Source organism: Mesorhizobium sp. L103C131B0, from assembly GCF_000502275.1.
In the GTDB taxonomy this organism is placed as follows: Bacteria; Pseudomonadota; Alphaproteobacteria; order Rhizobiales; family Rhizobiaceae; genus Mesorhizobium.
This window is the reverse complement of sequence record NZ_AYXC01000016.1, coordinates 123,378-147,341: the sequence shown is the minus strand read 5'-3', so window position 1 is coordinate 147,341 and position 23,964 is coordinate 123,378. Positions and strand designations below refer to the sequence as shown.

The window sequence follows — 23,964 nt, the reverse complement described above, 5'->3', positions numbered from 1 at the left end:
CGATCAGCGGCAGTGCCAGCAACACGGCCAGACGCAGCCCGCCGAGCGGGCAGCACCGTCGTGCTGCTGGAACCGCCGCCACATCTGTATGGCGGCAAGCAGAACGAACACGGCGTAGGCCGCCCGCAGCCCGGACGACCTGCTCTCCCGTCGCCGGAAAGCCGGCGAAGGCATGGCCTCGTCATGGCAGACCTACCTTGTTACGGGGATGCGCGCGCGATTCCCGCGCCTAGTTAGAGATCGCCCTTCCTCACCTTGCCGTAAACGATATTCCGGTTCGAGCCATAGTAGACTTTCGCGTCGAAAGGACTCCCGCCGAGGGCGGCATTGATGATGTCCCACATATCGTCGGCCGAACGTAGGATGAGCGGCCAATCCATGAAAGTCTCCATGTAACCATCCGTCGTTATCTCGTCGCTGAAATTGGCAAACAGGAATTCGCCACCGGGCTTGACGAGTTCCATGGCTCTTTGAAGCAAGCGGACGCCGATGGCACGCGGTAGGTAATCGTAAAGCCCCGATGCGTAGACGAGATCGAATGTGCCAAGGGCGTAGGCGCGGCGCAGGATGCCGCGTACGGAACCCTGGACTGCCTCGACTGCCGTGCCGGCAAAGTCGTGGTTCACCGTGGCTACGCTGACGGGGTCCTGATCCAGGCCGATCCAACGTTGCAGTTTATGCCTGGCCAACGCGTCGGAGCGTTCGGCTTCCCTGAGGTGGCCGCAGGCAATCGCCAGCACCTCAGCCTTTTCCACACTGCTGGCCGTCTCGTCCACGGTCCTGGCCAGAATATCCCGCCGCTCGCGCCCCGCCACCGAACTGGCAGCTTCACTGGTGTACGCATAAATTTGCCGACCAAGTAAGGTCGACGAGGCCACGATCTCGTCGGCGATCGGATGCTTGTAGTAAATATCCAGCAGGCCTGCATCGCCTGAATACCCGCGCGGTTTTTCGACCGACCACCGCGTGAACGGGTCCTGGAGCAAATATTCCGCGACCCGATGCTGCTGAGCCAAAGGAACGAGTTTCTGCCAAACCGCGGTAGTAACCTGCCGGCGGAGCTTGTGGAGTCGCCCCGCCAAACGATGGACGACGGGGGCGGCCGGTTTGTTTCGCGCAAAGGCTTGATGAGCAAGGTCCAGTATCAGGGCGAGCTGGGCCGTGCTGTCCCTCAACTCGTCGGAGTCAGCCGCCTCTTCGGAGGTCGCAACATGTTTCTTCATCAGCCTGGTGGTGACCAGGCTGTATTGGTCGAGCTGCAGTTTTGGCTTGATAGGCATGCCGTTTACTCTCCGGTTTACCGCCCCGGTCCCCGGCCAGCAGCATAGGTGCGCCGCCAACCAATGCTAACAATTTTAATAAAATTTTAGTAAAATTTTAATCAACGGAACAGCCATCAATCCTGCAAACTGGCTAAATCCGAACCGCCCGTTTACCCTCGGTTAGCGACATCTGACTTTTCTTGCGGACAGGGACGTCTTCATTCCCCGACCGCAGGCGACGTCGGCTGTTGCATTCGCTACTGCAGATCGCGGAGGAGCGTTGCGATGCAACTGAGCGAGGACGTTGCCCAGAAGGTGGCGGCAGCGATTGGACGTCCGCGGTGGCATTCCGCCGATCCGGAACTCCTGACACTGTTCCTGCAGAAGGATGCCGATGAGAATCGCAGCCTTGTGCGATGGGGTATTGCGGCTGCTGTATTCAGCTATGTGGCCTATGGCCTTTTCGATTGGTTTCTCTTTCCGGATGTCGCCGGCCGGCTTGTTTTGACGCGCGTTACGCTAGGGGTCACTTCCTTGGCGCTTGTCGAATTTGTCGCCCGACGGGGCTTTGCCCTTGCCACCTTGCACCTTGTAGCAGCGCTGGCGATTGTCTCCGGTGCCCTTGGGTGGCTCGTCTACGCTGTTGGAACAGAGCATCAGGATGCCCTCTCCCATTTCATGGTTTTTGGCACAGTGTTCATCCTGGGTGCGAATCTGTTCTTCAACTTCCGTTTTTGGCTTTCAGCCCTTGCCTCCGCGACGGTCGCCGCAAGCTTTGTGTACGCCGCGATGTTCTCCCTTCAGGCCGACATCGCCGGCCGCATCGTGCTGTCGGCCTATTTCGTGAACTGCCTCGTCTTGTCGCTTTATCTTTCCTGGCGGCTGAGCCTGGAGCGGTACCAGACCTTCCTGCACGCGCTTCGGGCGCAGTTCCAGGAGCAGGCTGCTATCAAGAAGGGGCAGAAGCTAACCGAAATCGCCGACACCGATCCGCTCACGGGAATGAAGAACCGCAGGGCGATCATTCGAGAATTCTCGGAGCTGCGCGAAGACTGGGCCGCGGACGACGACGAGATAGGGCTCATTCTGATCGACGTCGACTACTTCAAAAGGTTCAATGACGGACTTGGTCATCAGGCCGGCGACGATTGCCTGATCAAACTCGCCCATGTCCTCTCCGAGATGGCGGCTGCCAACAACGCCATCGCGGCCCGCTATGGCGGAGAAGAATTCGTCATTCTCTGCAAGGTCACCGGGCGGGCTCACCTTCATGAGATAACGAAGAAATTCTGTCGCGCTGTAGAGGATTTGGATATCTACCACCCTGATCGGGGCGACAAGCTCAACATCGTAACGATCAGTGCCGGGGCGTCGTTGACGCGCGCCGATCAGAGCATAGAGCTTAGAATCCTGCTGCAGGAAGCTGACCGCGCGCTCTACGCGTCCAAGTTTGCCGGTCGGGCTACGTTCACGATTTACGACCCGCATGCCACCAGCCAGGATCGCTCCGGCGAAAATCTTTCAGAACTGCTGAAGGTGGCAGTTTCCAACCAGCTCGTTTCTGTCGCCTACCAGCCAATTCGCGAGCTGGCGTCGGGACGCGTGCTGGGCCACGAGAGTCTGATGCGGGTATGCGACTTCGACGGCACCATGATCAGTCCGTCCGTATTCATACCCGTTGCCGAGCAGACCGGAGCGATCGTGGAACTGGGTACGTGGCTGATCGATCGAGCCTGCGGTGACATGGCGGAATACGGATTGGGCTCGGTCGTGACGGTGAACGTCTCCGTTCTTCAGCTCAAGGCTCCTAACTTTTCACTCCGGATCACCGAGATTCTTGGCAGGCACGGCCTTGCGCCCCAGAAACTGGCCATCGAAATCACCGAAGGCAGTGACATCTTTCTGGAGGCGCAAGCGGTAAGAAACGTGGAGCGGTTGCGAAAACTCGGCGTTCAGATCTGGCTGGACGACTTCGGAACGGGATTTGCCGGCTTGACATGGCTCCGCCGCTTCAAATTCGACGTGGTCAAGATTGATCGCAGCTTCCTCCACGATTGCCAGACGTCTCGTGGCTTGAGCCTGTTGCGGGACATGGTCGGGCTGCTTCGCAATCTCGGCCATGTCGTGCTCGCCGAGGGCGTCGAAACGGAGGAGCAGTACATATTGCTGCAGCGCCTGGGGGTAAATTTGATGCAGGGCTTCCTCACCGGGCATCCCGTGCCGATCGAAGAGGTAAACCAGATCAGGCAAGGCCTCGTTGCCTAGCGGCAGCCTCTACGCTGAAGCTTCGGAGGGCATCCTGCTTCGTTCCGGTCCCCCTACGCTACTTCGTAGCTTCGGGCGACACTCCTACGCCCAGATTCGGTTCCGGGTGGCGGAGAGGGAGTCCGCCAAACTACCGTCTTCCGCCGTTCCCCTACGTCCCATCCCTGCCTTGAAACTCAAGGCTTACAGCACCTTTTCGTCTTTTATTGTTCCCCGTTGTTCTGTACTATCCCCACTTCGGAGTGGGGAAGAAAGTGGGGAACGTGGCGAGGACGCTGCAAAAATTGACCGACGTAAAGGTCAAGTCTGACAAGCTTAAGCCTGGTCGCCACAGCGACGGCGGAGGCCTGTATCTCAACGTGTCACCCACAGGCACCAAGTCGTGGCTCTTCATGTGGACGCCGGCCGGCGGCAAGCGGCGCGAAATGGGGTTGGGCGCCTATCCAGCCGTCACATTGGCCAAGGGCCGGTCCAAGGCTGCTGAGTGCCGGGTGGCGGTTGAAGAGGGGCGAGATCCAATCGCCGAGAAGGCCAAGGAGGAGGAGCCGACGTTCGGAGAATGCGGCGACAAGTTCTTGGCTTCGATGGAAGGGTCCTGGCGCAATGAGAAACATCGCGCGCAGTGGAAAATGACGCTTCTCGTATACTGCGCGCCCATCAGGCCGAAGAAGGTCTCTCTGGTAAGCACGGGCGAGGTTTTGGAGGTGTTGACCCCGATTTGGAACGAGAAGCCCGAAACCGCCTCCCGGCTTCGTGGGCGCATAGAGCGCGTACTAGACTTCGCCAAGACCAAAGGATGGCGATCAGGCGAGAACCCTGCATTGTGGCGCGGCCACCTCAAGAACGTTCTGCCCGCCAGGAAGAAGCTTTCGCGTGGGCACCATCCGGCCATGCCCTATGACCAAGTGCCTGCCTTCACCGGGCGCCTTCGAACGGCAGAAGCAATGGCCGCGCGAGCTTTGGAGTTCCTGATTTTGACCACGGCCAGGTCCGGCGAGGTCTACGGCGCGAAATGGCCTGAGATTGACTTCACCGCCGGCATCTGGACAGTCCCGGCCGCGCGTATGAAGGCCAGCAAGGAACATCGCGTTCCCTTGTCCAAGCGAGCGCTTGCGTTAGTCAAAGGGCTGCACGAGGCAAAAATCTCCGACTACGTTTTCCCCGGGCAAGGGAAAGAGAAATCTCTTTCGAGCTCAGCAATGGATATGCTTCTTCGCCGAATGAAGGCGGACGAGTTCACGGTGCACGGTTTCCGCTCTTCCTTCCGCGACTGGGTCGGTGACAAGACGCAGTTCCCTCGGGAGGTCGCAGAAGCTGCGCTTGCACACGAGGTGGGTAGTGCAGTCGAGCGTGCATATCGTAGAGCCGATGCAATTGAGAAGCGGCGGAAACTGATGCAGGCATGGGAAGATTATCTGACTGCCGCAAGGGCTGACAACGTTGTGAAGATGAGAGGATAATGGCTGAGGAGTTTCAATCTCACTTCGCTGAGTTGAAGCTGCGCATGGACCGCTTGGCCAAGCGTTTGGGGATATCCTCAGATCAGCGAACTGAGGCGATCTGGGAGCTTATCGGCAAGTCACTAGCCCAAAAAGAGCGGGAATTTGCAGGCTTCCCCGTCTTTTTGGACTTTCGAGCCCCGGAAATAGGTCGTCCTCTAGGCTTGGGCGACAATGAAATCGCACAGAAAGTGCAGGCCCACTTAGCCGCTCATCCAAACTTGCGGACGGTCCGCCAAGCAGTCGAAGCCATGCGGGAAAGTGGACTTCTTTCAAATGCTATTACCCGCGAATCGTATCAGAAAGCCGTGTCACGAGGGCGCAGGGCACTAGCCGAGGAAGACACAAGCAAGGCAGCCCAGGCCAAGGCAGATGAACAGCGCTTAAAGGAGGGAAGGCGGAAGCCCCGGCAGTTCTAATTACGGCAATCTGTTTGCAGAACTGACAGCGCTATTCCCATGCGTAGATTGGTGGACGACCTGATGCACACGTGCACAGGTGGCGTGTTGGCCGGTCAGCCAGCAAGGGGGATCCCCTTCCATGACCAAAATCTCAGTCACCATCAATGAAGCCGTAGAGATTTCCGGCATCAGCCGCAGCGGCCTCTACAAGATGTTCAAGGCCGGGAAAATCACACCCCGGAAAAACGGCAAGCGCACCCTTTTGCTCGTCGCCGATCTCGAACGCGTCATCGAAAACCTCCCGGCAGCGGCGTGAGGTGCGACAATGACCATACACAACAAAGCCGCCGGCCTGGCAGGGCTCGGCGGCTCGGTAGATAGGAATGCTGTCGATGCATCTTTCTACTCCAACCACTCCGAAACGGCAATTGAAATTGACGATGGATCGTATGCCATCGCGGTTGTCGCAGCGCGCTTTCGGGTGCCGCCAGCCACCGCATTTGAAGTCTGCCGCTTGGCAGGTTTGGGGGTGCGCTAATGGTCGCCCGCCCACATCTGCCTGCTCTCACCGCTGAGCGCGCCAGAGCGCTTCTGATCTACCACCCTGAAACTGGCGCGCTGAATTGGCGCGTCGCAAGGCCCGGGACTTTCAGTGGCGCCCTCGCAGGTACGCGAACCAGCGAGGGCTACACCCAGGTTGAAATCGACTATCGCCTGTACAAGGCGCACCGCGTCATCTGGCTGATGCAAACTGGGAAATGGCCGAAGCACCATGTCGACCACAAAAATGGCATGCGCCCAGATAACCGATGGAAGAATCTGCGCGAGGCGACACCCCTTCAGAACGCTCGCAATCGCCGCCCGGGCAAGAGCAACAGCAGCGGTCGCATCGGTGTTACGCGGACCGCCAGCGGCCGATGGCAGGCGTTCATTGGTGTCGATCTGCAGAACTTGGTGCTTGGGACATTTCCAACCTTTGACGAAGCTGCTGCTGTGCGGGCTGCCGCCGAACTCCTGCACTACGGCGAGTTCGCGGCCCAACCTCTTGAGGCCGCAGAATGAGCCGCGAGTTCTCAAAGATCAGCCCGAAAGTTTGGCGGTCGAAAAGGTTTCGGCACCTGCCTTCAGACGATGCTCGCTTTCTCCTGCTCTACATCCTGACCAGTGAGCATCAGACTAGCGCCGGCTGCTTCAGAATGCCGGATGCATATGCGGCGTCCGACTTGGCTTGGCCAACCGACAAAATGCGAACAGCGCGTGGTCACCTCGTCGAGGGCGGCCTAATCGCATTCGACGCCTCCACAGACGAGTATTTTGTTATCGGCTGGTTCGTGCACAACAAGCCGATGAACGCCAGCCATCAGAAGTCGATCGTACGCGTTGTCGCCGACATTGAAAGCGACGCCGTGCGAGAGGTGGCCGAAGCCGAACTTCAACCGGCATTGATCCCCAGCACGGTGGAAACGCTGAGTGGCTCAAGGCTTGGCACCTCAGTCTATATGAACAGGAGGGCGGCTTCATGAGCCCACACCGTGAAGACACTGTGTCGAGACGCTGTCGACATAAGGAGACTGAGACGGAGACAGTTACACGAGACGGAGAAGAGACTGGAACCGAGAATTTTAAAAAGACTTTTACTGAGACCACCGAAATCAGAAACGGCGGGTTCCCTCTTCGTTGCAAAGAGGCTTTGGAGAGAAGAGGGGCTCAACGAGGGAAACGTTGGCGCCCCTCACCCAGAGAACAAAGCCTCTCACGCTCCAAAAGGCCGCATGGATTTCTGTACCATCCGGGCTGCAGCGTGGATAAGCAAGGCAGTGCATCTCGCCGGCTCCAGACGCTTCGACGACTACCACGCGTTGCTTACTTTGGCCCGGGAATTGGTCGCTCGGTTGCGACCAGTTGATCCAGCTTCGGGCGGACCTGGTCAATCGGAGTCGAGGGTGGCACAAGAGCGTAGGCATACCGATCCGAGAAGTTGTCATTTTTCCCTTCGGGATCGACGACAAAAGGGATCTCGCACGGATACTCTGTGCTGTTATTCCCTTTTGCCCAACCAACAGCTTCGGCCAGGTCGCCTAGGCGAACAAAACCGTTACAGGAAACGTAGCGACCTTCATCTGGGTTTCCGCGCTCAATTAGGCAGTAAACGTATGTCCCCTCGTTCCCCTCTAAAATGGGGACCGCCGTTACCCATTTATCCTCGTATGACAGCCAAACGGTCGCGTCTTCCTCGTTCCAATGAGAAGAGTTCATGATCGCGATAGATTGGGAGAATGCATCCATGCTAGCCCAGTTTGGGTCTTTGGCAGCATTGTGAGTCCAATCCCAGCCATTGGCGCAAAAGCTGGCAGCCATTGTCTTTGTTAGGACCGAGGGCATCTTGACCTTACGCAGCGCAATTTTGTATCGGCCAAGCTCTCCAGCAGTATCCACATATTCGAGTTGTTCACGGACGGCACGCATAAGCTCGGTTATCACTACTGCGTCGAGCTTGAAAACGTCCGCATATTGCGCCACGTTGACAACAGTTTTGACTGCTCGGTCGTAAGCTCCCTCAACGAACTTTTTGGAATATTGTGCTTCTGGTGCGTTGATGTATGGGGCGTGGAACCCGAGACGCGAGCTCTCGCCAATTGAACGACCGGGTGAAATCTGTCCATCTTCGTCACCGGCGCTGGCTCCGCCAAGAAAGGCGATAGCGCAAGCGGAAAGACATTGCTCGCCATCGTCAACGACAGTCTCAAGCATATTGTTGCTAAAGTATTCTGCTAGTCCCAGCCCGACCTGGAAATCCCCGCCATTGCTATGAAGTGAAATTGTGGTTCCCATTGGAGGGTTCAAACGCTCTAATCTCTCAAGATCTCCCTCCTTGATAGGGCCGGAAATCTTTATTCTCCCGTCGTTGACATATCTAACCTCTGCACATTGTGCCGAGAATGCCGCTACAACAAACGAGGCTAATAGTAGGGCTTTAATAATCACGAATTTGCCTCCCGCAGGTTCACAAGAGTCGAAAGCCTTGCCTTCAGGGACCGATGGGTACCTGGTCACCGGTCACGATAGCGCGTCGCTTTGGGAAGCACCTTCGAGGATCATGGTGGGACGCTCTGCTCGGGGGAACCGCTCCGCGCCTAATTGCAGCCATATGGACCGCAAGATCCACCGAAGGCGTTCCCGTCAGAGTCCGTTCCAGAATAAAATGTGGAGTTCCCGACCCTCTGTTGCTGCATATTCCAGGTGTCTCCGTCAGCAGCAGTACCGTTTGTTATCGTGGTCCCTCCGAATGAGGTGCTGTTCTGGGACCACGTTGAGCCGGTGTTCGAATTGTAGCCGGTCACGTTGGTCGTATTCCCATAGTGCTGCACGTTGTACGAATTTCCGTTGCTATCGGTGCAGGTCTTGAATGCGTCACTGCCAAAGCAAGCAGCTTGCCCGACTGAAGGCACAGAGATCAGCAGAAGCACCACAAAGATTTTGCGCATGACAATAGCCCCTCCCAAGGCGCAGCTAATTTAGCACGGCATTTCTGAGGCGTCTCACCTATTGGTGTAACATCCGGCACGCGAGTACATTCCCCACTGCTCGGTTCGCCACCGAGTTGCGACAGATTAATGCGCCGACCAGCTAAGTTGCGCAATTTTGTTTCTTTCTTGATGCCGCCCTTCCAGAGGAAAAAAGACAGCCTGAAACGCCCCCGTACAGTGCTGGACTACGTGGGACACCGTTAAGCCGTTGATACTACAGTGAAAATTTGTAGACACAGGCCGCGCATCTGGTAGAATCCGCCGAGATTCAACACGGCGCGTCACCTATGAAAAATTCGAAGGCGAAGGACGGAATGATCCGCGTTCGAGTTGCGAACGAGGAGAAGCGGCGTCTTGTAGAATTCGCCCAGCAGCAAGGGCTTTCGCTCAGCGAATTCTTGCGACGGTCTGGAGTTGGAGTGATCAGGATAGGCCGAAAGAGCGGGGCCGTCTGAGCCATGTCACAGTTTTTAACTCCCCCGCTATTCCAAGCATTCGATGCCAGCGCAAATCCACGGGTAGGGGCCAAGGCTTATATTTACGGGACCGGCACCACAGCGCTGTTGTCCTTGTTCAGCAATGAACTGCTGACGACGCCACAGGCCAACCCGATGATTGCGGATGCTGCCGGCGTGTTCCCGAACTGCTTCATTGCTGAGACCAAGTTCAAGGTTGTCCTCAAGACCTCCGCCGATGTGATCGTCGCGACCCGTGATCCGGTTTACTCAACAGGGCAGGCCGACAACGTGTCAGCCTCAAACGTCAGCTTCGATGGCTCAGGCATCGGATTTTCCTCGACCAATGTCCAAGATGCCCTGGTGGAGATGTACGGGTCGGTTGCAAAACTCTCCGGCGCCGATTTCCTCGGGCCGGTCACCGTAAGCCAGAACTCGACTGGGGCGTTTTTCCAGGCTGTTTCGACCGACGATGGAGCCGCAGCAGCTCCAAGCTTCGAGGCCTACCGCAATTCAGCGTCTCCGGCCGCAGCAGACGTTCTCGGGGAAGTCCCCTTCTACGGCAAGGATAGCACCGACGCCAAGACGCTCTACGCTGCCATCCGGGCCGTTCTGATCGATCCTGTCAACGCGACGGAAGACGGCGAGCTTCTCATTCGCACGGTCCTTGCTGGCACGCTTGCCGATCGGCTGCACATTCGCGGCGGCGCCTACATGGAAGGTGCAAGTGGAGGCGATAAGGGAGCCGGGACGTTCAACGCGACTGGCGTCTTCGAAAACGGCGTTCGAATCGGCGCCGCCGATGCTGTTCTTGAAGACCAAAAGGCTTCCGGCACGGACGCGCAGCTTTTGGCTGCCGGGGCATTTCGAACGAGGGACTTAAACACAAAGGTCCGCGATGTCTTCTCGCTGATTACCCTGTCAACGAACCAGTTCACGCCAAGTGTCTCGGGCTGGGTCGAATGGTCTACCCCGGCAAAGGGATCGGAATTGTTCCAGTCGCGGCTTTTCAACGTCACCGACACAGCGGCGGTTGGATATAGTTCAAGCGGCTACTCAAACGCGGGCGGGGAAGAGCACACCACTAGCTGCTTCGGCGGGGCGCCGGTTGTTGCCGGCAAAACATACCGGATAGAGCAGCGCAATGGTGGCGGAAACGGCGGCATTGCGACCAGCTACGGCACCGAAGTTTACACCCGCGTCCAGTTCTGGAGGACCGCTTAGTGGCCGTTCATGTGAAGATCCCAAAAAGCTCGGCCGATGTTTCGTCCAAAGAGCAATATGACGCCCTACCGCCCGGAGCCATCTTCATGTCTGGCGGCAAGAGATTCCAAAAGCCGAGGGTGTTGCATTGAGCGACCAATTTCTCACGCAGACCGGGAATTTCGTCGCGCGCGGTGCCGAGCACGTAAACCCGGCGCTTGTCGACATCCTGGGTGAGGCTGCAAACCGCCTTGGCGTGAAGGTCGAGGCGTATTCCGGCTATCGTCCGGGCGATCCTCGCTTTCACGGCAAGGGCATGGCAACCGATATCCGCATCATCGGCCCCGATGGGAAGCCCGTTCCGAACTATCAGAGCGCGGAGGGTTTTTCTCAGTACGAAAAGCTGGCTCAGGAAGCCCGCAAAATCCAGCAGGAGAAGTACCCCAGCCTTGATAAGAATTTCCGTTGGGGCGGCTATTTCTCGGGCGGCAAGGGAAAGTATGGGGCAATGGACCTCATGCACTTCGATCTCGGCGGCTCGGATAAACTCGGCATGGCCGGCGGGTCTTGGGAGAAGGGACTCAGCGATCGTCAAGCCGCCCTTTTCGGCATGGACAACTACAAGGCGAAGGGCCTTGAGAGCCTTGCCGATCCTCCGCAAAACAGGTCGGTGGCGTCAACGTTCGACCCGACAGCCTGGGGCGCCGTATCTCTCGATGCTCCTGCCGCGCCATCTGTGGCTGCAGCAGCGCCTTCTCCGGCTCCGGATGCTACACAGGCCGCATTTGCCGGCGACGCGCATGTAGCCCCTGCCGTTGGCGCGCTGAACAACCTCGTCCAGCCTGTCGCAGCACAGCAACCCGGCTTCCAACCGACGCCGATCAGTGCGCCAATCCCATTTGAGCCGCCACAGGCAGCAGAACCGCCTCCGATTGCTGCCGGTGACGGCAATGGACCTGGCCCGACTGGCGACTTTCCGGGGCTGGTGACGCCGGGCAACATCGACTTGTCCAAGCGCCCTATCGTCAAGAATGCTGACGGCACGATTTCGACTGTCCGCTCGATGTCGTTCGCTGATCGCGAAGGCGGTCCGGAAATCCTCATCCCGACTGTCTCGCCAGATGGCAAAATCCTGTCGAACGGTGAGGCGATCGACCTTTACCACAAGACCGGCCAGCATCTAGGCATTTTCGACAACCCCGACAACGCCACGCGCTATGCGGAATCGCTGCACGAGAGCCAAGCCAAGTTCTATGGCGGCGGTCAAGGCGCGAAACCCGCATTCGATCCGGTTGCGGCTGGAGCGGTGCCGTTGGATCCGACGCAGTTCGGCGCGGTCCCGGTTGACGAGAGTGCGCCAGCCATCACGATGTCAGGTCGCCAATCGACCAACGTCGAGCAACTGAATCCTGACGGCTCCACATCTCCGACCAACATTCCAAAGCAGCCGGGGCAGCCCTTCGGTTCAATCGAGGGGACCACCCCATCGGTTATGGACCGCCTTTACATTGCAGGGAAGGCCTTGGGTCTTCCTGTCGATCAGATGACCCGCGACAATGCCTCTATCGATGCTGGTATGCGCGGCGTGGCGGACACGGCCTCCTTCGGGCTTGCCGATGAAATCGCAGCAAAGCTGGGCAGCGCCACTGGCGTTGGAGGGCGTGAAGGTAACTACGAGGGCAACCTAAACCTTCAGCGCACCCTGGACCGCGTGGACGAACAGCAGCACCCGGTAGCTCGCGGTGCTGGTCAACTCGCCGGCGGCGTTGCCGTAGGGATGCTCGCTCCAGCAGCCAAGGCCGCTAATGTGGTGGAAGGTGCGGTGGCTCGGGCGCCAAACGCTCTCGCCAGGATAGGCCAAGGAGCCAAGCTGGGCGCGACATATGGTGGCCTGTACGGCTTTGGTTCGGGAGAAGGCTTCGAGGATAGGGCAAAAAACACCCTTTCCGGTGCCCTGACAGGCGGCACGGTCGGCGCGGCAATTCCCGCTGGAACAGCCGTAGCCGGGAAGGTGTATAACACTCTGGCCGATGTCATGATGCGGCCGGCAGCAAATGCCATTCGCAGCGTTGTAGCACCCGAAGCTAACGCCTTGCGCCTGGCACAGCGCGCACTAGCGCGCGATAGTCTGACACCTGATCAGGCCGGAGCCAAAATGTCAGACGCCCTGGCGGCAGGCGATGACACAACCATGCTCATCGATGTCGGCGGCGAGAATACCCGGCGCCTTGGCAGAGCCGCAACCAATATCCCCGGAGAGGGCGCAGACAAGATCAAGACCGCCGTTTATGACCGGCAGCTTGCCCAGCCCGAGCGCGTGGCTGAAGCAGTCAGGAAGGGCCTGGACGACCCGGCAACCTACTTCTCAACCATTGACGACATCATTGCTCAGCGGCAGACAGCGGCCAAGCCGCTCTACGATCAGGCGTACAAGACTCCCGTCCCATTCACGGCAAAGCTTGAAAGCCTTCTCGGTCGCGGCAAAGTCATGAAGGATGCGCTGCGCAGAGCAAGGGATATGGGTGAGGCCGAGGGCATTCCGTCCCAGCAGTTCTTTGCGAAGATCGCCGATGACGGAAGCTACACAATCCAGAGTGTACCGGACGCCCGGCAATGGGATCTGATGAAGCGCTCACTCGATGACATCGTTCAATCCGAAACCGAAACGATGCCGAATGGCAGCGAAAAGCTCTCCAATCTAGGGCGCATTGTTTCGGGCATTCGCCGCGAGATGCTCACTGAAGTCGACCAGGCAAACCCCGCCTATGCGAAGGCTCGGCAAGTGTACTCGACGGCGTCAGAATCGCTCGATGCGGTGACCAAAGGCGGTAAGCTGCTCGATGCCGATCCAGAGCTGGCACGACGCACTCTGGCTGACATGAGCGCAGGCGACAAACAGCTTGCGCGCCTTGGTATCTCTAAAGCCCTTGTAGACCGCGTACAGAGGGCCAGGGACGGTGCCAACGTCGTCAGGGGCATCTTTGCCTCGCCAAGGAACCGCGCCGTTCTCAAAGAGGCCTTCCCGACTGAAGCGTCCTTCAAGGATTTTCAAGCGGCTATGGAACGTGAAGGACAGAAGACCCGCACCAACATGGCGATTGGCGGCAACTCGACCACCGCAGCCCAGGCGGCGGACCTTGCAAGCAATTTCGACGCAGGCGTGGCTGGACACATCATTTCCGGTCGTCCACTCGCGGCTGCTGGTGCACTTGTCCAGAAGGCCCTGGCTCGCGCGACGGTGGTGAACGAAGCCACCGCCAGGGAACTGGCCAAGATTTTGACGACAACCGACCCCGCCGTGGGCCGACAAATCATGACCCAAATGCAGCACATGGCGATGAGGGACGCACGCGTGGCCAAGAACCTTTTGCGGGTTCGGACCCTGCTACGCAATTCCGCGATCGTCGGGGGAACGAGAGCGGGGACGGACGTTCTCCACCCGCCTGTCGTCCAGCCCCCGATGAAGTCGCCGATCAGCTTGGCAGCGCCTTCGTCAGATGGTGGGCTCTAATGCAACAGATAGAGCGTCCCCAACACCGGAACGAACGCAAGCACGAGCATCCAGAGATCGCGAAGGGAGCCGCGATAGGTCTCAGTGCCCGCCGCCTCGTGACGAGAATAGCGGATTATCCCGAATATGGCTCTTGATGCCAACAATGCCCCAATGACCCCGGCTGCTCCGAAAGTCAGCAGATCCGTCCGGCCGTCCCCGCCGTCGGGGAAGAACACGAAGTACAGGGAGGCGAATACCCAAACTGCGATAAGGGCTGGCCCCAGAAGCTTTCGCCAGTCCCGAGTTTTTGACCAGGCCACAACCTGCGCAATGACTGCCGCAGCGACGAGGCTCCCGGCGACAGTCGCGCCCATAACAGCGACAAACAGAGTCAGCTCGCGTGTCAATTCAAATCCTCAAAGCAGTTCCGCAGCTTATCATCAAGCATGCAGGGCGAGGAAGTCCAACTTTTCGGAACGAGCCAGGAGATCAGGGCGATGACCGCAGCACTGCATAAGGAAGGCGGGGCGGTGGTGGTGCCGATAAAGAAGCCGGTTGTGGCCCCCGATTCACCCGATGCTTTGACAGACGCCGAGAGACGGGCTGTTGCGTCATTCGATGCACGGGAGAAGAAGCGCACGCCTCTGCCTTCGTTCAAGGTAAAGATGGGAGCAAGCGTTGAGGGTGTGCCTCACGCGCAAGTTTCTATCGATCATGCCGATGTGATGGCTGGCTACATCCTGCAATCTGAAGCCATCAAGTCGGAGAGCTTCGCCTTCTATGACGGCATCACTCAGGCGCTTGCCACGCTTGCAACAAAAGGCGGGGTAACCCAGCCCAAGGCTCTGAACTTCGGCATGGCTATCGTGGCCGGGATCAATCCGCGCGACCAACTTGAGACCATGCTGGCCACCCAAATGGCGGCAGTCCACATGGCGACACTGACGTTCGCGCGCAGGCTGCAGGGCTCAGAGACCATCGAGCAGCAAGACAGCAACGGACGCACGTTCAACAAGCTGGCGCGCACCTTCGCGAGCCAGGTTGAGGCGTTGAAACGCTACCGCAGCAAAGGCGAGCAGCGGGTCATTGTTGAGCGCGTCACCGTCGAAAGGGGCGGCCAGGCTATTGTTGGCAATGTCGCTCATGGGGGTGGGGAGGTTCAAGAAAATGGCCGATAACCCCATAGACAAGGCGCACGCGGCGCCCCGTTGCACAGCCCGCAGCAAGCGCACCGGGGCCGGATGCAAGGCGCCGGCCAAGCGTGGCTGGCGTGTTTGCCGGTTCCACGGAGCTGGCGGTGGAGCCCCAAGAGGTACGGCGCATGGCCAGTTCAAGCATGGGCGTTTCACGTGTGAGGCCATCGCCCTTCGAAGAGCAGTCGCAGAATTGACGGCGTCGGCTCAAAAACTGGCATCTTCGATCTAAAATGACAGCAATAGCTATTCCTCTTTTGCTCCAGGACTCGCGTTTTCTGCCAAACCTGCTTTCATGCGCCAAACAGGCTCTGGGAGGGGTATTGGTGTCAATCGCCAGAATTGCGCAGAGTATGCGCTCACGCATGCCATGGCCTGTTGGTCGCAGGATTCTTCTAGAGAACGAAGTTTCGCGCGGCAGAGGTTGGGACCAGACCCTAGGGAAATTGATCCATAATGCTGGTAGGCTCGAAACCAAGATCGAGCCGCTCGTTGATGCTTTGCGCGAACACATCCTTTGTGGCGAGAAGATTAGCACGTTCTATGAAGTTGCACCCGACGCCATGGAGGCCAGTCGAAACGCCTTGCTGAGCGCCACGATACCGACGAGCCCATTCTCGGAAGCCTATCCATATTTGCTTTCTGAGGATGAGCTTTTAAATGCGCCGGCTGGTATTTTCCTTGCTGCGGTCGAGACGAACGAGGATGGGGTTGCTGCGGTGTTTTCGTCAGTCCGCGTGGTCACGGTCCGTGAGCCAATTCTCCCTACCGATGTGCCTGAAGCGGCGGCGGAAATATTTGACGACTACGAGGAAATTGTGGGCTTAAAAACTATCCGTCTTCATGCGTGCGACACGGTCTGGCTGCCGCATGACGGAAAGCACATAGATGTTCGCATCGATTATCCCGTTGGCACCTTGCATGAGGTCGCGGTCGCAGCACAGGCACGTGTAGCAGATGCCTTTCATGAGATTGTAGGTGTTCGCCTCCTCGCCACCCCTGTGAACCTTTTCCCTTTGATAGACCGCATTTACAAAGATCCAAAGGAAGGCACTGTCGTCGAATTAGGGTTCGGCACGACTACATCTTCCTTAAAGCATGAGAAGATGCGCAGGAAGATGCTCGATCTTCGGGAAGAGCAATATCACAAGGGCGGAAAAGCGGCTCTCCAAACGCCAATCGAGCCCTTCAGGCTCAGCATCGTGTGGAAACGCCTGGCGGGGAATGGAGTGATATCGAACCCGGAAATGAGCATCAATAGCAGCGCTCGTTCCGCCGGTGCTCAACTGCCTTGCATAGAAACTGTCGTCATCAGAAAATGCATGGGACAGGCCGATTATGAGTTTGTTCGTTCGCGCATCGAGCACCACTTGGCGGCCAAGCCCGAGACCAAAGGAGAGGGCTAACTCACGTGAGCCTTGATCGCCTGCGAAAGGAGCTATTGGAACGGTGGGACAACGTTCCTGCGGCCGAATTGTGCATGAAGATTTTGGACTTCGTTGAGAACACGCCAGCAAATGAGCTGCATTTCTTGACCTTCAAGACGCTTTGTCGAGCCGCTGGACGTGAGACGGTTGATGTTGACCTCATGGCGGCTATAAACATTTTAGCTGGCTCAAGGCTGGGGTTGCTTGATGCTCACGCTCTCTTGGTTGATGACGATCAGACTGAACACGAGCTGACCGCTGCCGAATTTGCTGAGGCGAGGGCCACAGGAGAGTTGACCCATCCAGAAACTGGGGAGCCTGTGCCCGACTATGAGGAGCACCTAATCCCATTCTTTTCACCTAGCGAGCGTTTGATGGCAGAATTGGAATGACTGGCTCTGGCGTGGGGGACTCATATGCGAAGCTAAAGGCGCACCTTCTGCAAACGACGCCCGGCCGCGTGCTGTTTCAAATGGCCATGGCAGCTAATCATCAAGACCGCTTAAATGCTGTGGAAGACGCAATCGATTGGATTGCGCAGGAACATACTAAAACGCGCCAGCACCGGCAGGAACGTAGTGAGGACGCTCTCACCATAGATATTATCAGCGATCTAAAATCGATGGGATTCCAAGCCAGCCACGATACGCAATATGGCGGGCACTGCGACATTGTCATTGAAGCAAGAGACAATTTTCTATGGATAGCAGAGGCCAAGATCCACAGTTCATATGATTGGCTTGTAAAAGGTTTTGCGCAGCTTGATGAGCGGTATTCCACGGGTCTTCCCGGTCAGGATGCCGGCGAGATGCTTATCTATTGCTACGGCGAGCGCGCCGACCGTGTCATGAAAGAGTGGGGTATCCGCCTTCGTGAAAGCCGTCCCGACGTAGAAGTCACTGCCCCGGACGACGACCCATTGGTTCTGCGGTCAACTCATGTCCACAAGGGAACCGGAGCGACATTTCGAGTCCGCCACAAAGGGGTTTCGCTATATTTCAAACCCACGGTCTGAGGTTCTCGTCCGGCTGCCGCGATTCCAAGTGATCGTCTTTGGCTGACTGTTTGCATTTTGGTTGTCTTAGGCGCGGAGCGCTCTTGGCGCAGTTTCGTGGGCGTTGACCCCTGTGCGCACGGCAGAAGGTTCAAGAATGTGGGGGTGCTTTTGGGCGTCTGACGGGCGCCAGGCCTGCGATCAGGGTTGCCCAGCCGTCTCCGTGCACGCTTCAAAGTGAACGTGTCCTATCCGTAAGTCGCGCACCGAAGCCTGTTCTCATAGGCTTGTCGGGAGCAACGACACATTCAGCCCATCGCTGCTCGTGGGTTCCATACCCGCCAGCCCGCTGCTCCCCCAAAAGCCCCTGCAGCGGGCTGGTTCCCACTACTTGCCCGGAGAGTTGCCCGCTCGTAAGGCTTACTCGGCAGAGCCATTGTCGGTGAACGGCGAGGCGCTCGGGACGCATTGCACCGACCAGCCCGCCGGTGTTGGCTGCTTCTGATATTCGGTGACGGCTGCGGCGCATTGTTCCCGCTTGTCGAAAGTGCTCGGCAACACGACCATGCCGCCTTGGGGCCCGGCGATTACGAGATACCAGATTAGCACTGCGGTCGAAGCCATCGGATTTCCTTATAGAGCGCGTGCATGCGCTGAGATCTGAACAAACGTTGAGCGGGTAGCCAAAGAAAGGCCCGCGTTCGCCTTTCAGCGCGTCGGGAATGTGGAAGCGAGCGGCGAACGGCAGAAGCCAACTGCCAAACTACTGATGTCCCGAGAAACATTGTGCCTTCTAAATTTCAGCAGCAAGAGTTCCCCCGAACTATTTTCGTGATTGAGAAGCGCTGGCCGATTTTTAGCATGGCCTCAACTTCGCGAATGTGGTGGCGATCTGCGGCCAACGTGATCTGCAACAACGAAACAATCTCTGCCTTCATGTCCTTGCCGTCACGTTCCATGCGAATGGCTGGGGTCCCCAACTCGGACAGGCTGCTCTCAAGGTCACCTATGCGGTCCTTTAGAATCTCGCGGTATTGCTCTAGATGCTTCTTCTGCAAAATCCCCTCCTAGCACGGCAGCGCCGTTACATAATCGCGCGCGAACATTGAACCGGCAACAGCTAGCGCACGAATTCAGAACAACAATGCAATCGCGACTATTCGGTATCTTTCTCGTCATCAGCAGGTGGGGAGTCTGCCGATATTGCGAATACGTATTTCACGCGAAACGCGTTGTAGTCGTCAGGAGCGCCATTAAATCGAATACGGTCGCCGCCGGTATAGGTGTCCACGACATCGTTTCCATCTACGGCGAAGACGTGAGTGTCGGTGTTCTGCTCGTTGGCGCCTACAGCCAGATGCAGGCCAGTGCCCCGTTGAGAAGCCATGAATTCGTCAATCGTCGGCCGCTGTGCATAATCCAAGGGGCTGTTATCGGTGACCTTTGTCGGTACGCCACCCAAGAATCTGACTGCTTCAAGCCAGTGGTTCATGTCATACGCATCGGCAAGGCCAAGATGGTTAGGCGCGCCAGCCAACCCGAGTACCATCAGGATATCATTGGCGGGCATTCCGCTAATGGCACAAAGGGCAGTCGGTACACATTTGATGCCGTCCCGCCAGCCTTCGACGGAAACCAGTTCCATCTTCATCCCGAAACCCCGCGCTCTATTGGTCTTGGCAGTATGGCGGAGATGCCGTCCGCCCGACAGCGAGGCCAAGTACTTGAAACAATGCCATTTCTCGCGAAAACGATTGTGAGTCCCCACTTTCTTCCCCATCTCGTGAGATGACAGCAGGCCACGAACTGCACCTCACGCCGCGCGATATGGCTCAACACAACGTCTCACAAGGAATCCCATCCTTGTCTCGATCCAGCTTTCCGCCCCAAGGACAGTTCTGCAAATACCAGTTGGCTTCGTCGCACGATCCAACCTGGGAACAGGTCCGCCGTGGCTGACAGGAATAGCCGCTCTGCGCAACCAATGGACGGTTAGCGATACCGATCGGATGGCTCAACGGTGCCCGGTCCGCATCGTGGGCAGCCCGCCACTCCCAAGGGGCCAGAAACGTTCCAGCCCACAAACCGACCTTCGCCGCTTTCGCGGTCGCCTGCTGCCCTGCATAGGCGCCGCGGCTATAGCGCGGCCAATCTAGGGCTTGACCCTGCTCGACCATCCAGGCGGCCACGCTGGCGCCGTCAGCACGCCGGCAGTCGCCCACGAAGCGATCGTAACGGTCCCACGTCACGAATGTGCATTGTACTGGCCTTGATGCCGCTAAGAAGGCGTCCAGCGCTTTAGCCGCCCTGCGGCCGCAGGGGTATTCGAAGCCCTTTGCGTCGTCGCAATATTGCTTGCTCTCCGGCGCGTCGATCCCGTTGAAGCGGATCCGCTGGCCATGGACCTCGATCGTATCGCCATCGATGATGGAGGCGACACCCGCGATCGGTTCTGGCTTCGGTCTAAGCAAGTTTGACACATTGACCTCTCGCAAACTGTCGCTGTGACGCCATGCAGTCTGCGCCGCCAAAGCGCCGGATGCGGCTACCGTCACGAAGATCAGGCGCCTTGTCACCGCGCTGAGTGGTCGCCGGTGACGCCATCGCATTCTATGCAGCATCGCTAGTCCGCCTCATGTCCGGTGCGGCCGCCCGGCTTCGCTTCGGCGGCACGTTCACCGCAAGGCCGGCCTAGGCTGTCAACCTGAGTGCGCAGATCGCATGGATGATTGCCAGAGTTCCCGCTTCCATCTTGGCGCGCAACTTGGCTTGGCGGTGCCAGCGGGATTCCGCGAAAGGCTTGGACCACCCCAGCAGTTCGCTGGCCGTCGCCCTCGATATGCGTGTTCTGACTGTCCGGGTTGAACGGGTCGACAGTTTGCAGCAACAGATTTGCCCGCCCCGCGTCGCCAGCGGCGAGTGTCAAGGAATCGTAGCGGTTTAAGTAGTCGGCTGCGCAGCCGGATACTACGAGCACAGTCCCCAGGCACAACAGCCTCTGCCAATACATTTCCCCACTCCCCAATAAGGAGAGTTGCACAGGATCCGACTGTTCACAACTGCCGTAGCTCGCAGAGTAGCCAATGACGCACGAGACTGCACTTGCATCGCGACGGCGAGGGCTTTCACCTTCGGGTGGGCACCGATTCAGTTGCGGGTGGCTTTTACGCCCGATAACACGCCCTTGTAGGAGGACGATGATGTCACAGTGTCCAGCATGGCGCACATCTTGTTCGGACCGTCGAAATTGAAGCCCAGACACCTCTGATCAGCGCTGCAGGCCAATACGCAGTCGGCGTATCCGCTCCGCACATTCGCGTAAGCTCCCCCGATGACCACTGTGTCTTTAGCAAATACGAGGCTGGAGTATTGAAGGTTCGCCTTGATGGCTCCCTTCGCCGCCGCCACTGCATCAGGACTCCTAACCAGAATCGACGCATTGTTTTTCATGAAACACGCGGCGTGTTTCTTATCGTATGTGAGTGCTAAACAGCGGCGATCCGCTTTGCATTGAGCCTGACACTGTTCGAGCGAGACATCCCAAGCCGGCATACCCGGCAGATCGTTTCCGATTGCATCCCATCCCTCCTGAACAGACAGTTCCCCGGCCGCCACTGCTGCTTCTTTCCGCTCATGGCCCATGTCGAAATCGCTCGGCGCAAACTTGGCGTCGTCGAGCCAGAGGCAACGGCTGGCCAGCTCAAGCGCCGAGTTGTCGTCAAGTCCTACCGATGCGAGTGTTTCGCTCGAAGACACCGGTGCCTGCGGAGCCGATTTAGGCGAGGTTCTGTTGACAAGGCTCACCTGAACTTCAACTCCGGTATTTGCCAGTTTCCGCGTGTAGCACCAGGCGGTGTCCCACGTTGGAGCCTTCTCACTGTCAAAATGATGACCGGATTCAAGTTGCCAGGTGCTGCCAGCGTATGTCACTTGGCGATTCGCGAACTTTACGAAATCAATCGTATCTGGATTGGCTGGGTCTTGGGGGGGCGGTATCGGCTGCTCGATTGGCGCCGAGTTCGGCTTCTCAGTCCTACCCTCTTCGGCGATAGTCTCTTCGCCGGGAATTCTATCTTCTGTTTTCTTCGTCTCTTCTGGCTGGAACTCGTTCGGTTTCGATGGGCTGTTTTGGGCGACCGGCGGCTCCGGTTGGTTCGCCGCTGGGCCGCGATCAAAGATCAGCCATACACCCACACCGATCCCCATAGCAGCAATGGCGATGGCAACGCCGCTAGCCAAACGGCGAAAAGCATTGGCGCGTGCGATCTTGTCGTGCGCAGCTGCTTCGGCCTGAAGAGTTGGAATGGCGGACCGCTTAATCTGCAGATCGATGGCTTGTTCGAGCAGCTTGGTGTTATGTCGTACGAGCACGTCGGACGTCCCGCTTCGCCCCAGTTGCGGGCTCTTTAAAATTTAGTTGCAGTTCACCCTCGAGGGCCTTCTCCATCTCGTTCTGCGCGTACTGACCTTTTGCAGAAACCTTTACGAGATCGACCACTTCCGGCGGCAATTCCCGATCCAGTGCCCGGCGCAACGCCTCCGGGTCGTCAGTGAGGATGGGCACATAGAGGATCTCTTTGACGACCTTCTCGACTTCGACAGGTACCTCGACGCGCCTTTCGACTTCTCTGTCCACCGGCACCTGTACGGGTACCCTCCGGACACGGCGCCATCGCCAGCGTAGCAGCATCCGACGCAACAAACGCGAGAGCTTGCTGTCGCGCTGAAGTTCGGGCTGTGCGCCGATGCGTTGCAATGCCAGTGCGACCATCGCCGTAATCGGCCCCGCTAACGCGGCGATGAATGCAAGTGAGGCGAACCAGATCGTCGATACGGTGCCGGCCTGTGCTTCCGAAACGTCTTCTGGCTTCAACCCATACCAGCGAGCTGCCAGCCTACGGATCTGATCGTTGCGAGCAACTGGGAGGCGCTCTGTTTCCAGGCGGCTGAGTTCCGTCGCGATCGCCTCTTGCCGCTGCTGGTTCTTGGCGAGCGTCTCCGACTTGCGAGTTGCGGCTTCCTGAGCGGCGGCTAGCGCAGTACGTGCCTCGTCAAGCTTACGATCCCAATCGGCAGCGGTGGCGTCGTAGAGCTTCTCCAGATCGTTGCGCCTAGCCTCAAGGCGCTGTTTGTCCTGCAGGGTCATCGGAGGACTATCTTTCCGCAGCCTCTCATATTCGGCGCGGGCCATGGCGACGGCGGGCTCCAACTCTGCCAATTTCGGCGCGAATTCGGCCTCTTTCTTCAGCCGCGGATTGGCTAACTTGTTCAGCCCTTCTTCGTTGCGCTGCACTGATGCAAGATCGCCTGTTTCTCGCGCGCTCTTTATACGATCAACGTAGCTATCCCGCTGTCCCTCGAACTGCCCCACGGCGTCCTTGATCTCTCGATCGCGCCGTTCCACCAGCGCGCTTAGCGCTGCTTGCTTCTCCTCAAGAAACTCTTTTGCTCGCGCTGCCGCTGGCGATAGGGTGGTTGCGGCCAGCAGCTCTTCGTCGACCTCTGTTATCCGCGCACGCAATTTGTCGCGCTCGGTGTCAGCCAAACCACCGAGCTGCTCCAGGTCACTTCGGGCCTTTGCCTCGTCGTCAGAGTTTCGCAAACTTTCGGTCGCCGCCTTGAGATTATCGAGCTCTTGCTGGAGTGCTTTTGTTTGATTGGCGAAATTGGCGTACTGCACCTCACGCATTGTGCTGGCACGCTCCAGTCCCAGAAGGACTGTCTCAAAAGTGATGCCGGCCAAGACGAGCAGAAATGCCAGGATGACAGGCTTCCAAATCCACGAGGCGCCGAACAGAAGAGTCGCGATTGGGATCTTTGTCAGCTCGGCAATTGCGATCATAAAGAATGGGGCACTTGCAAGCACAAGATCCATCGAGTTCGCCGCCTCATTGGCAACGAAGCCGCGGTAACTCAGAGCGACGCCGGTTGTTAGGCCGATGATCGCTGCAACGATTTCGAGTGCCCACGCACCGCGATACGTCCACTGGCCATAGCTCGCCAGCTTCTGGCTCATTGCCGTGTGCATATGCAATCCCCACCCGTTTCCCAGCCCATCTTGACATGCAACGCTGGCGATTGCAGCAAAATTTGCCAGCGGATACGACGTAACTTGGAACAGGGTGAATAACCGGCCCGGTGACAAAGACTTTGTTGTGTCTGCTAGACTGATTTGTTTCGGATGGCGCCTTGTGTCGGCAGGCGCTTTGTTGTGCACGTTGGAACGTATCGATCACGTGGCGAGC

The 23,964-nt window shown here is 58.0% G+C and carries 22 protein-coding genes; 13 read left to right on the top strand and 9 right to left on the bottom strand.

From position 1 onward, the window contains the following. Nucleotides 1-233: 233 nt before the first annotated feature. On the bottom strand, nucleotides 234-1,280 hold the full coding sequence (locus tag X730_RS142170) for a class I SAM-dependent methyltransferase (RefSeq protein ID WP_023827085.1): 1,047 nt from the start codon (nucleotides 1,278-1,280) through the stop codon (nucleotides 234-236). 267 nt (nucleotides 1,281-1,547) lie between these two features. On the opposite strand from X730_RS142170, the gene X730_RS142175 reads away from it, so the two are divergent. The 7 genes from X730_RS142175 to X730_RS142195 all read left to right on the top strand — a co-directional run bounded on the left by X730_RS142175 (nucleotide 1,548) and on the right by X730_RS142195 (nucleotide 6,950). Continuing rightward, complete coding sequence (locus tag X730_RS142175) at nucleotides 1,548-3,527, top strand: EAL domain-containing protein (protein WP_023827084.1); 1,980 nt, start codon at nucleotides 1,548-1,550, stop codon at nucleotides 3,525-3,527. A gap of 284 nt (nucleotides 3,528-3,811) precedes the next feature. Beyond that, nucleotides 3,812-4,987, top strand: a complete 1,176-nt coding sequence (locus X730_RS142180; RefSeq protein ID WP_348633129.1) for an integrase arm-type DNA-binding domain-containing protein — start codon at nucleotides 3,812-3,814, stop codon at nucleotides 4,985-4,987. Further along, complete coding sequence (locus X730_RS142185) at nucleotides 4,987-5,445, top strand: hypothetical protein (RefSeq protein WP_023827082.1); 459 nt, start codon at nucleotides 4,987-4,989, stop codon at nucleotides 5,443-5,445. The genes X730_RS142180 and X730_RS142185 overlap by 1 nt, the downstream gene beginning before the upstream one ends. Before the next feature lie 121 nt (nucleotides 5,446-5,566). Continuing rightward, nucleotides 5,567-5,743, top strand: a complete 177-nt coding sequence (locus tag X730_RS1000000166560) for a helix-turn-helix domain-containing protein (RefSeq protein WP_023827081.1) — start codon at nucleotides 5,567-5,569, stop codon at nucleotides 5,741-5,743. A gap of 9 nt (nucleotides 5,744-5,752) precedes the next feature. Continuing rightward, nucleotides 5,753-5,965, top strand: a complete 213-nt coding sequence (locus tag X730_RS142190) for a hypothetical protein (protein ID WP_023827080.1) — start codon at nucleotides 5,753-5,755, stop codon at nucleotides 5,963-5,965. Further along, nucleotides 5,965-6,489, top strand: a complete 525-nt coding sequence (locus X730_RS06975) for an HNH endonuclease (protein WP_023827079.1) — start codon at nucleotides 5,965-5,967, stop codon at nucleotides 6,487-6,489. The genes X730_RS142190 and X730_RS06975 overlap by 1 nt, the downstream gene beginning before the upstream one ends. Then, the gene (locus tag X730_RS142195) at nucleotides 6,486-6,950 is read left to right on the top strand and encodes a hypothetical protein (protein WP_023827078.1); all 465 of its coding nucleotides are present in this window, start codon (nucleotides 6,486-6,488) and stop codon (nucleotides 6,948-6,950) included. The genes X730_RS06975 and X730_RS142195 overlap by 4 nt, the downstream gene beginning before the upstream one ends. A gap of 340 nt (nucleotides 6,951-7,290) precedes the next feature. On the opposite strand, the gene X730_RS142200 is transcribed toward X730_RS142195, so the two are convergent. Beyond that, nucleotides 7,291-8,412, bottom strand: coding sequence for a hypothetical protein (locus X730_RS142200; protein WP_155922492.1), 1,122 nt, complete (start codon nucleotides 8,410-8,412; stop codon nucleotides 7,291-7,293). Nucleotides 8,413-9,412: 1,000 nt separating this feature from the next. Here X730_RS142200 and X730_RS142205 point away from each other — a divergent pair. Both X730_RS142205 and X730_RS142210 read left to right on the top strand, forming a co-directional pair. Further along, nucleotides 9,413-10,633, top strand: coding sequence for a hypothetical protein (locus tag X730_RS142205; protein ID WP_155922491.1), 1,221 nt, complete (start codon nucleotides 9,413-9,415; stop codon nucleotides 10,631-10,633). Between the two features lie 127 nt (nucleotides 10,634-10,760). After that, nucleotides 10,761-14,123, top strand: a complete 3,363-nt coding sequence (locus tag X730_RS142210; RefSeq protein WP_023827074.1) for a hypothetical protein — start codon at nucleotides 10,761-10,763, stop codon at nucleotides 14,121-14,123. Here the strand turns inward: X730_RS142210 and X730_RS142215 are convergent. Further along, nucleotides 14,120-14,512, bottom strand: coding sequence for a hypothetical protein (locus tag X730_RS142215; protein WP_023827073.1), 393 nt, complete (start codon nucleotides 14,510-14,512; stop codon nucleotides 14,120-14,122). The two genes, X730_RS142210 and X730_RS142215, sit on opposite strands and share 4 nt — an antisense overlap. A gap of 90 nt (nucleotides 14,513-14,602) precedes the next feature. On the opposite strand from X730_RS142215, the gene X730_RS1000000165430 reads away from it, so the two are divergent. The 4 genes from X730_RS1000000165430 to X730_RS142230 all read left to right on the top strand — a co-directional run bounded on the left by X730_RS1000000165430 (nucleotide 14,603) and on the right by X730_RS142230 (nucleotide 17,740). Then, entirely contained in the window at nucleotides 14,603-15,283 is a 681-nt protein-coding gene (locus X730_RS1000000165430; RefSeq protein WP_155922490.1) for a hypothetical protein, read from the top strand. A gap of 341 nt (nucleotides 15,284-15,624) precedes the next feature. Beyond that, nucleotides 15,625-16,704, top strand: coding sequence for a hypothetical protein (locus X730_RS142220; protein ID WP_245261405.1), 1,080 nt, complete (start codon nucleotides 15,625-15,627; stop codon nucleotides 16,702-16,704). 74 nt (nucleotides 16,705-16,778) lie between these two features. After that, nucleotides 16,779-17,117 (top strand): hypothetical protein, encoded by a 339-nt coding sequence (locus tag X730_RS142225; protein ID WP_245261404.1) that lies wholly within the window; start codon nucleotides 16,779-16,781, stop codon nucleotides 17,115-17,117. Then, nucleotides 17,114-17,740, top strand: coding sequence for a hypothetical protein (locus tag X730_RS142230; RefSeq protein ID WP_023827069.1), 627 nt, complete (start codon nucleotides 17,114-17,116; stop codon nucleotides 17,738-17,740). The genes X730_RS142225 and X730_RS142230 overlap by 4 nt, the downstream gene beginning before the upstream one ends. Nucleotides 17,741-18,139: 399 nt before the next feature. Here X730_RS142230 and X730_RS142235 read toward each other — a convergent pair whose 3' ends face one another. From X730_RS142235 to X730_RS142250, 6 genes are all read right to left on the bottom strand, one after another. Further along, nucleotides 18,140-18,343, bottom strand: a complete 204-nt coding sequence (locus X730_RS142235; RefSeq protein ID WP_023827068.1) for a hypothetical protein — start codon at nucleotides 18,341-18,343, stop codon at nucleotides 18,140-18,142. A 176-nt stretch (nucleotides 18,344-18,519) separates the two neighbouring features. After that, entirely contained in the window at nucleotides 18,520-18,777 is a 258-nt protein-coding gene (locus X730_RS142240; RefSeq protein ID WP_023827067.1) for a hypothetical protein, read from the bottom strand. A gap of 98 nt (nucleotides 18,778-18,875) precedes the next feature. After that, on the bottom strand, nucleotides 18,876-19,370 hold the full coding sequence (locus X730_RS0134285; protein WP_031197175.1) for a hypothetical protein: 495 nt from the start codon (nucleotides 19,368-19,370) through the stop codon (nucleotides 18,876-18,878). A 181-nt stretch (nucleotides 19,371-19,551) separates the two neighbouring features. Beyond that, complete coding sequence (locus X730_RS01000000164705; RefSeq protein ID WP_245261403.1) at nucleotides 19,552-20,274, bottom strand: thermonuclease family protein; 723 nt, start codon at nucleotides 20,272-20,274, stop codon at nucleotides 19,552-19,554. Nucleotides 20,275-20,866: 592 nt separating this feature from the next. Next, complete coding sequence (locus X730_RS142245) at nucleotides 20,867-22,090, bottom strand: PAN domain-containing protein (RefSeq protein WP_031197172.1); 1,224 nt, start codon at nucleotides 22,088-22,090, stop codon at nucleotides 20,867-20,869. Further along, nucleotides 22,074-23,735: a hypothetical protein gene (locus X730_RS142250; protein ID WP_155922489.1), complete on the bottom strand. Its 1,662-nt coding sequence runs from the start codon at nucleotides 23,733-23,735 to the stop codon at nucleotides 22,074-22,076. The genes X730_RS142245 and X730_RS142250 overlap by 17 nt, the downstream gene beginning before the upstream one ends. Between the last annotated feature and the right edge of the window lie 229 nt (nucleotides 23,736-23,964).

Bases quoted from the DNA above. Each gene is read 5' to 3' on its own strand.
- X730_RS142170 (WP_023827085.1), bottom strand. From the start codon at position 1,280: ATGCCTATCAAGCCAAAACTGCAGCTCGACCAATACAGCCTGGTCACC.
- X730_RS142175 (WP_023827084.1), top strand. From the start codon at position 1,548: ATGCAACTGAGCGAGGACGTTGCCCAGAAGGTGGCGGCAGCGATTGGA.
- X730_RS142185 (WP_023827082.1), top strand. From the start codon at position 4,987: ATGGCTGAGGAGTTTCAATCTCACTTCGCTGAGTTGAAGCTGCGCATG.
- X730_RS1000000166560 (WP_023827081.1), top strand. From the start codon at position 5,567: ATGACCAAAATCTCAGTCACCATCAATGAAGCCGTAGAGATTTCCGGC.
- X730_RS142190 (WP_023827080.1), top strand. From the start codon at position 5,753: ATGACCATACACAACAAAGCCGCCGGCCTGGCAGGGCTCGGCGGCTCG.
- X730_RS06975 (WP_023827079.1), top strand. From the start codon at position 5,965: ATGGTCGCCCGCCCACATCTGCCTGCTCTCACCGCTGAGCGCGCCAGA.
- X730_RS142195 (WP_023827078.1), top strand. From the start codon at position 6,486: ATGAGCCGCGAGTTCTCAAAGATCAGCCCGAAAGTTTGGCGGTCGAAA.
- X730_RS142205 (WP_155922491.1), top strand. From the start codon at position 9,413: ATGTCACAGTTTTTAACTCCCCCGCTATTCCAAGCATTCGATGCCAGC.
- X730_RS1000000165430 (WP_155922490.1), top strand. From the start codon at position 14,603: ATGACCGCAGCACTGCATAAGGAAGGCGGGGCGGTGGTGGTGCCGATA.
- X730_RS142225 (WP_245261404.1), top strand. From the start codon at position 16,779: ATGAAGATTTTGGACTTCGTTGAGAACACGCCAGCAAATGAGCTGCAT.
- X730_RS142230 (WP_023827069.1), top strand. From the start codon at position 17,114: ATGACTGGCTCTGGCGTGGGGGACTCATATGCGAAGCTAAAGGCGCAC.
- X730_RS142235 (WP_023827068.1), bottom strand. From the start codon at position 18,343: ATGGCTTCGACCGCAGTGCTAATCTGGTATCTCGTAATCGCCGGGCCC.
- X730_RS0134285 (WP_031197175.1), bottom strand. From the start codon at position 19,370: ATGAAGATGGAACTGGTTTCCGTCGAAGGCTGGCGGGACGGCATCAAA.
- X730_RS142250 (WP_155922489.1), bottom strand. From the start codon at position 23,735: ATGAGCCAGAAGCTGGCGAGCTATGGCCAGTGGACGTATCGCGGTGCG.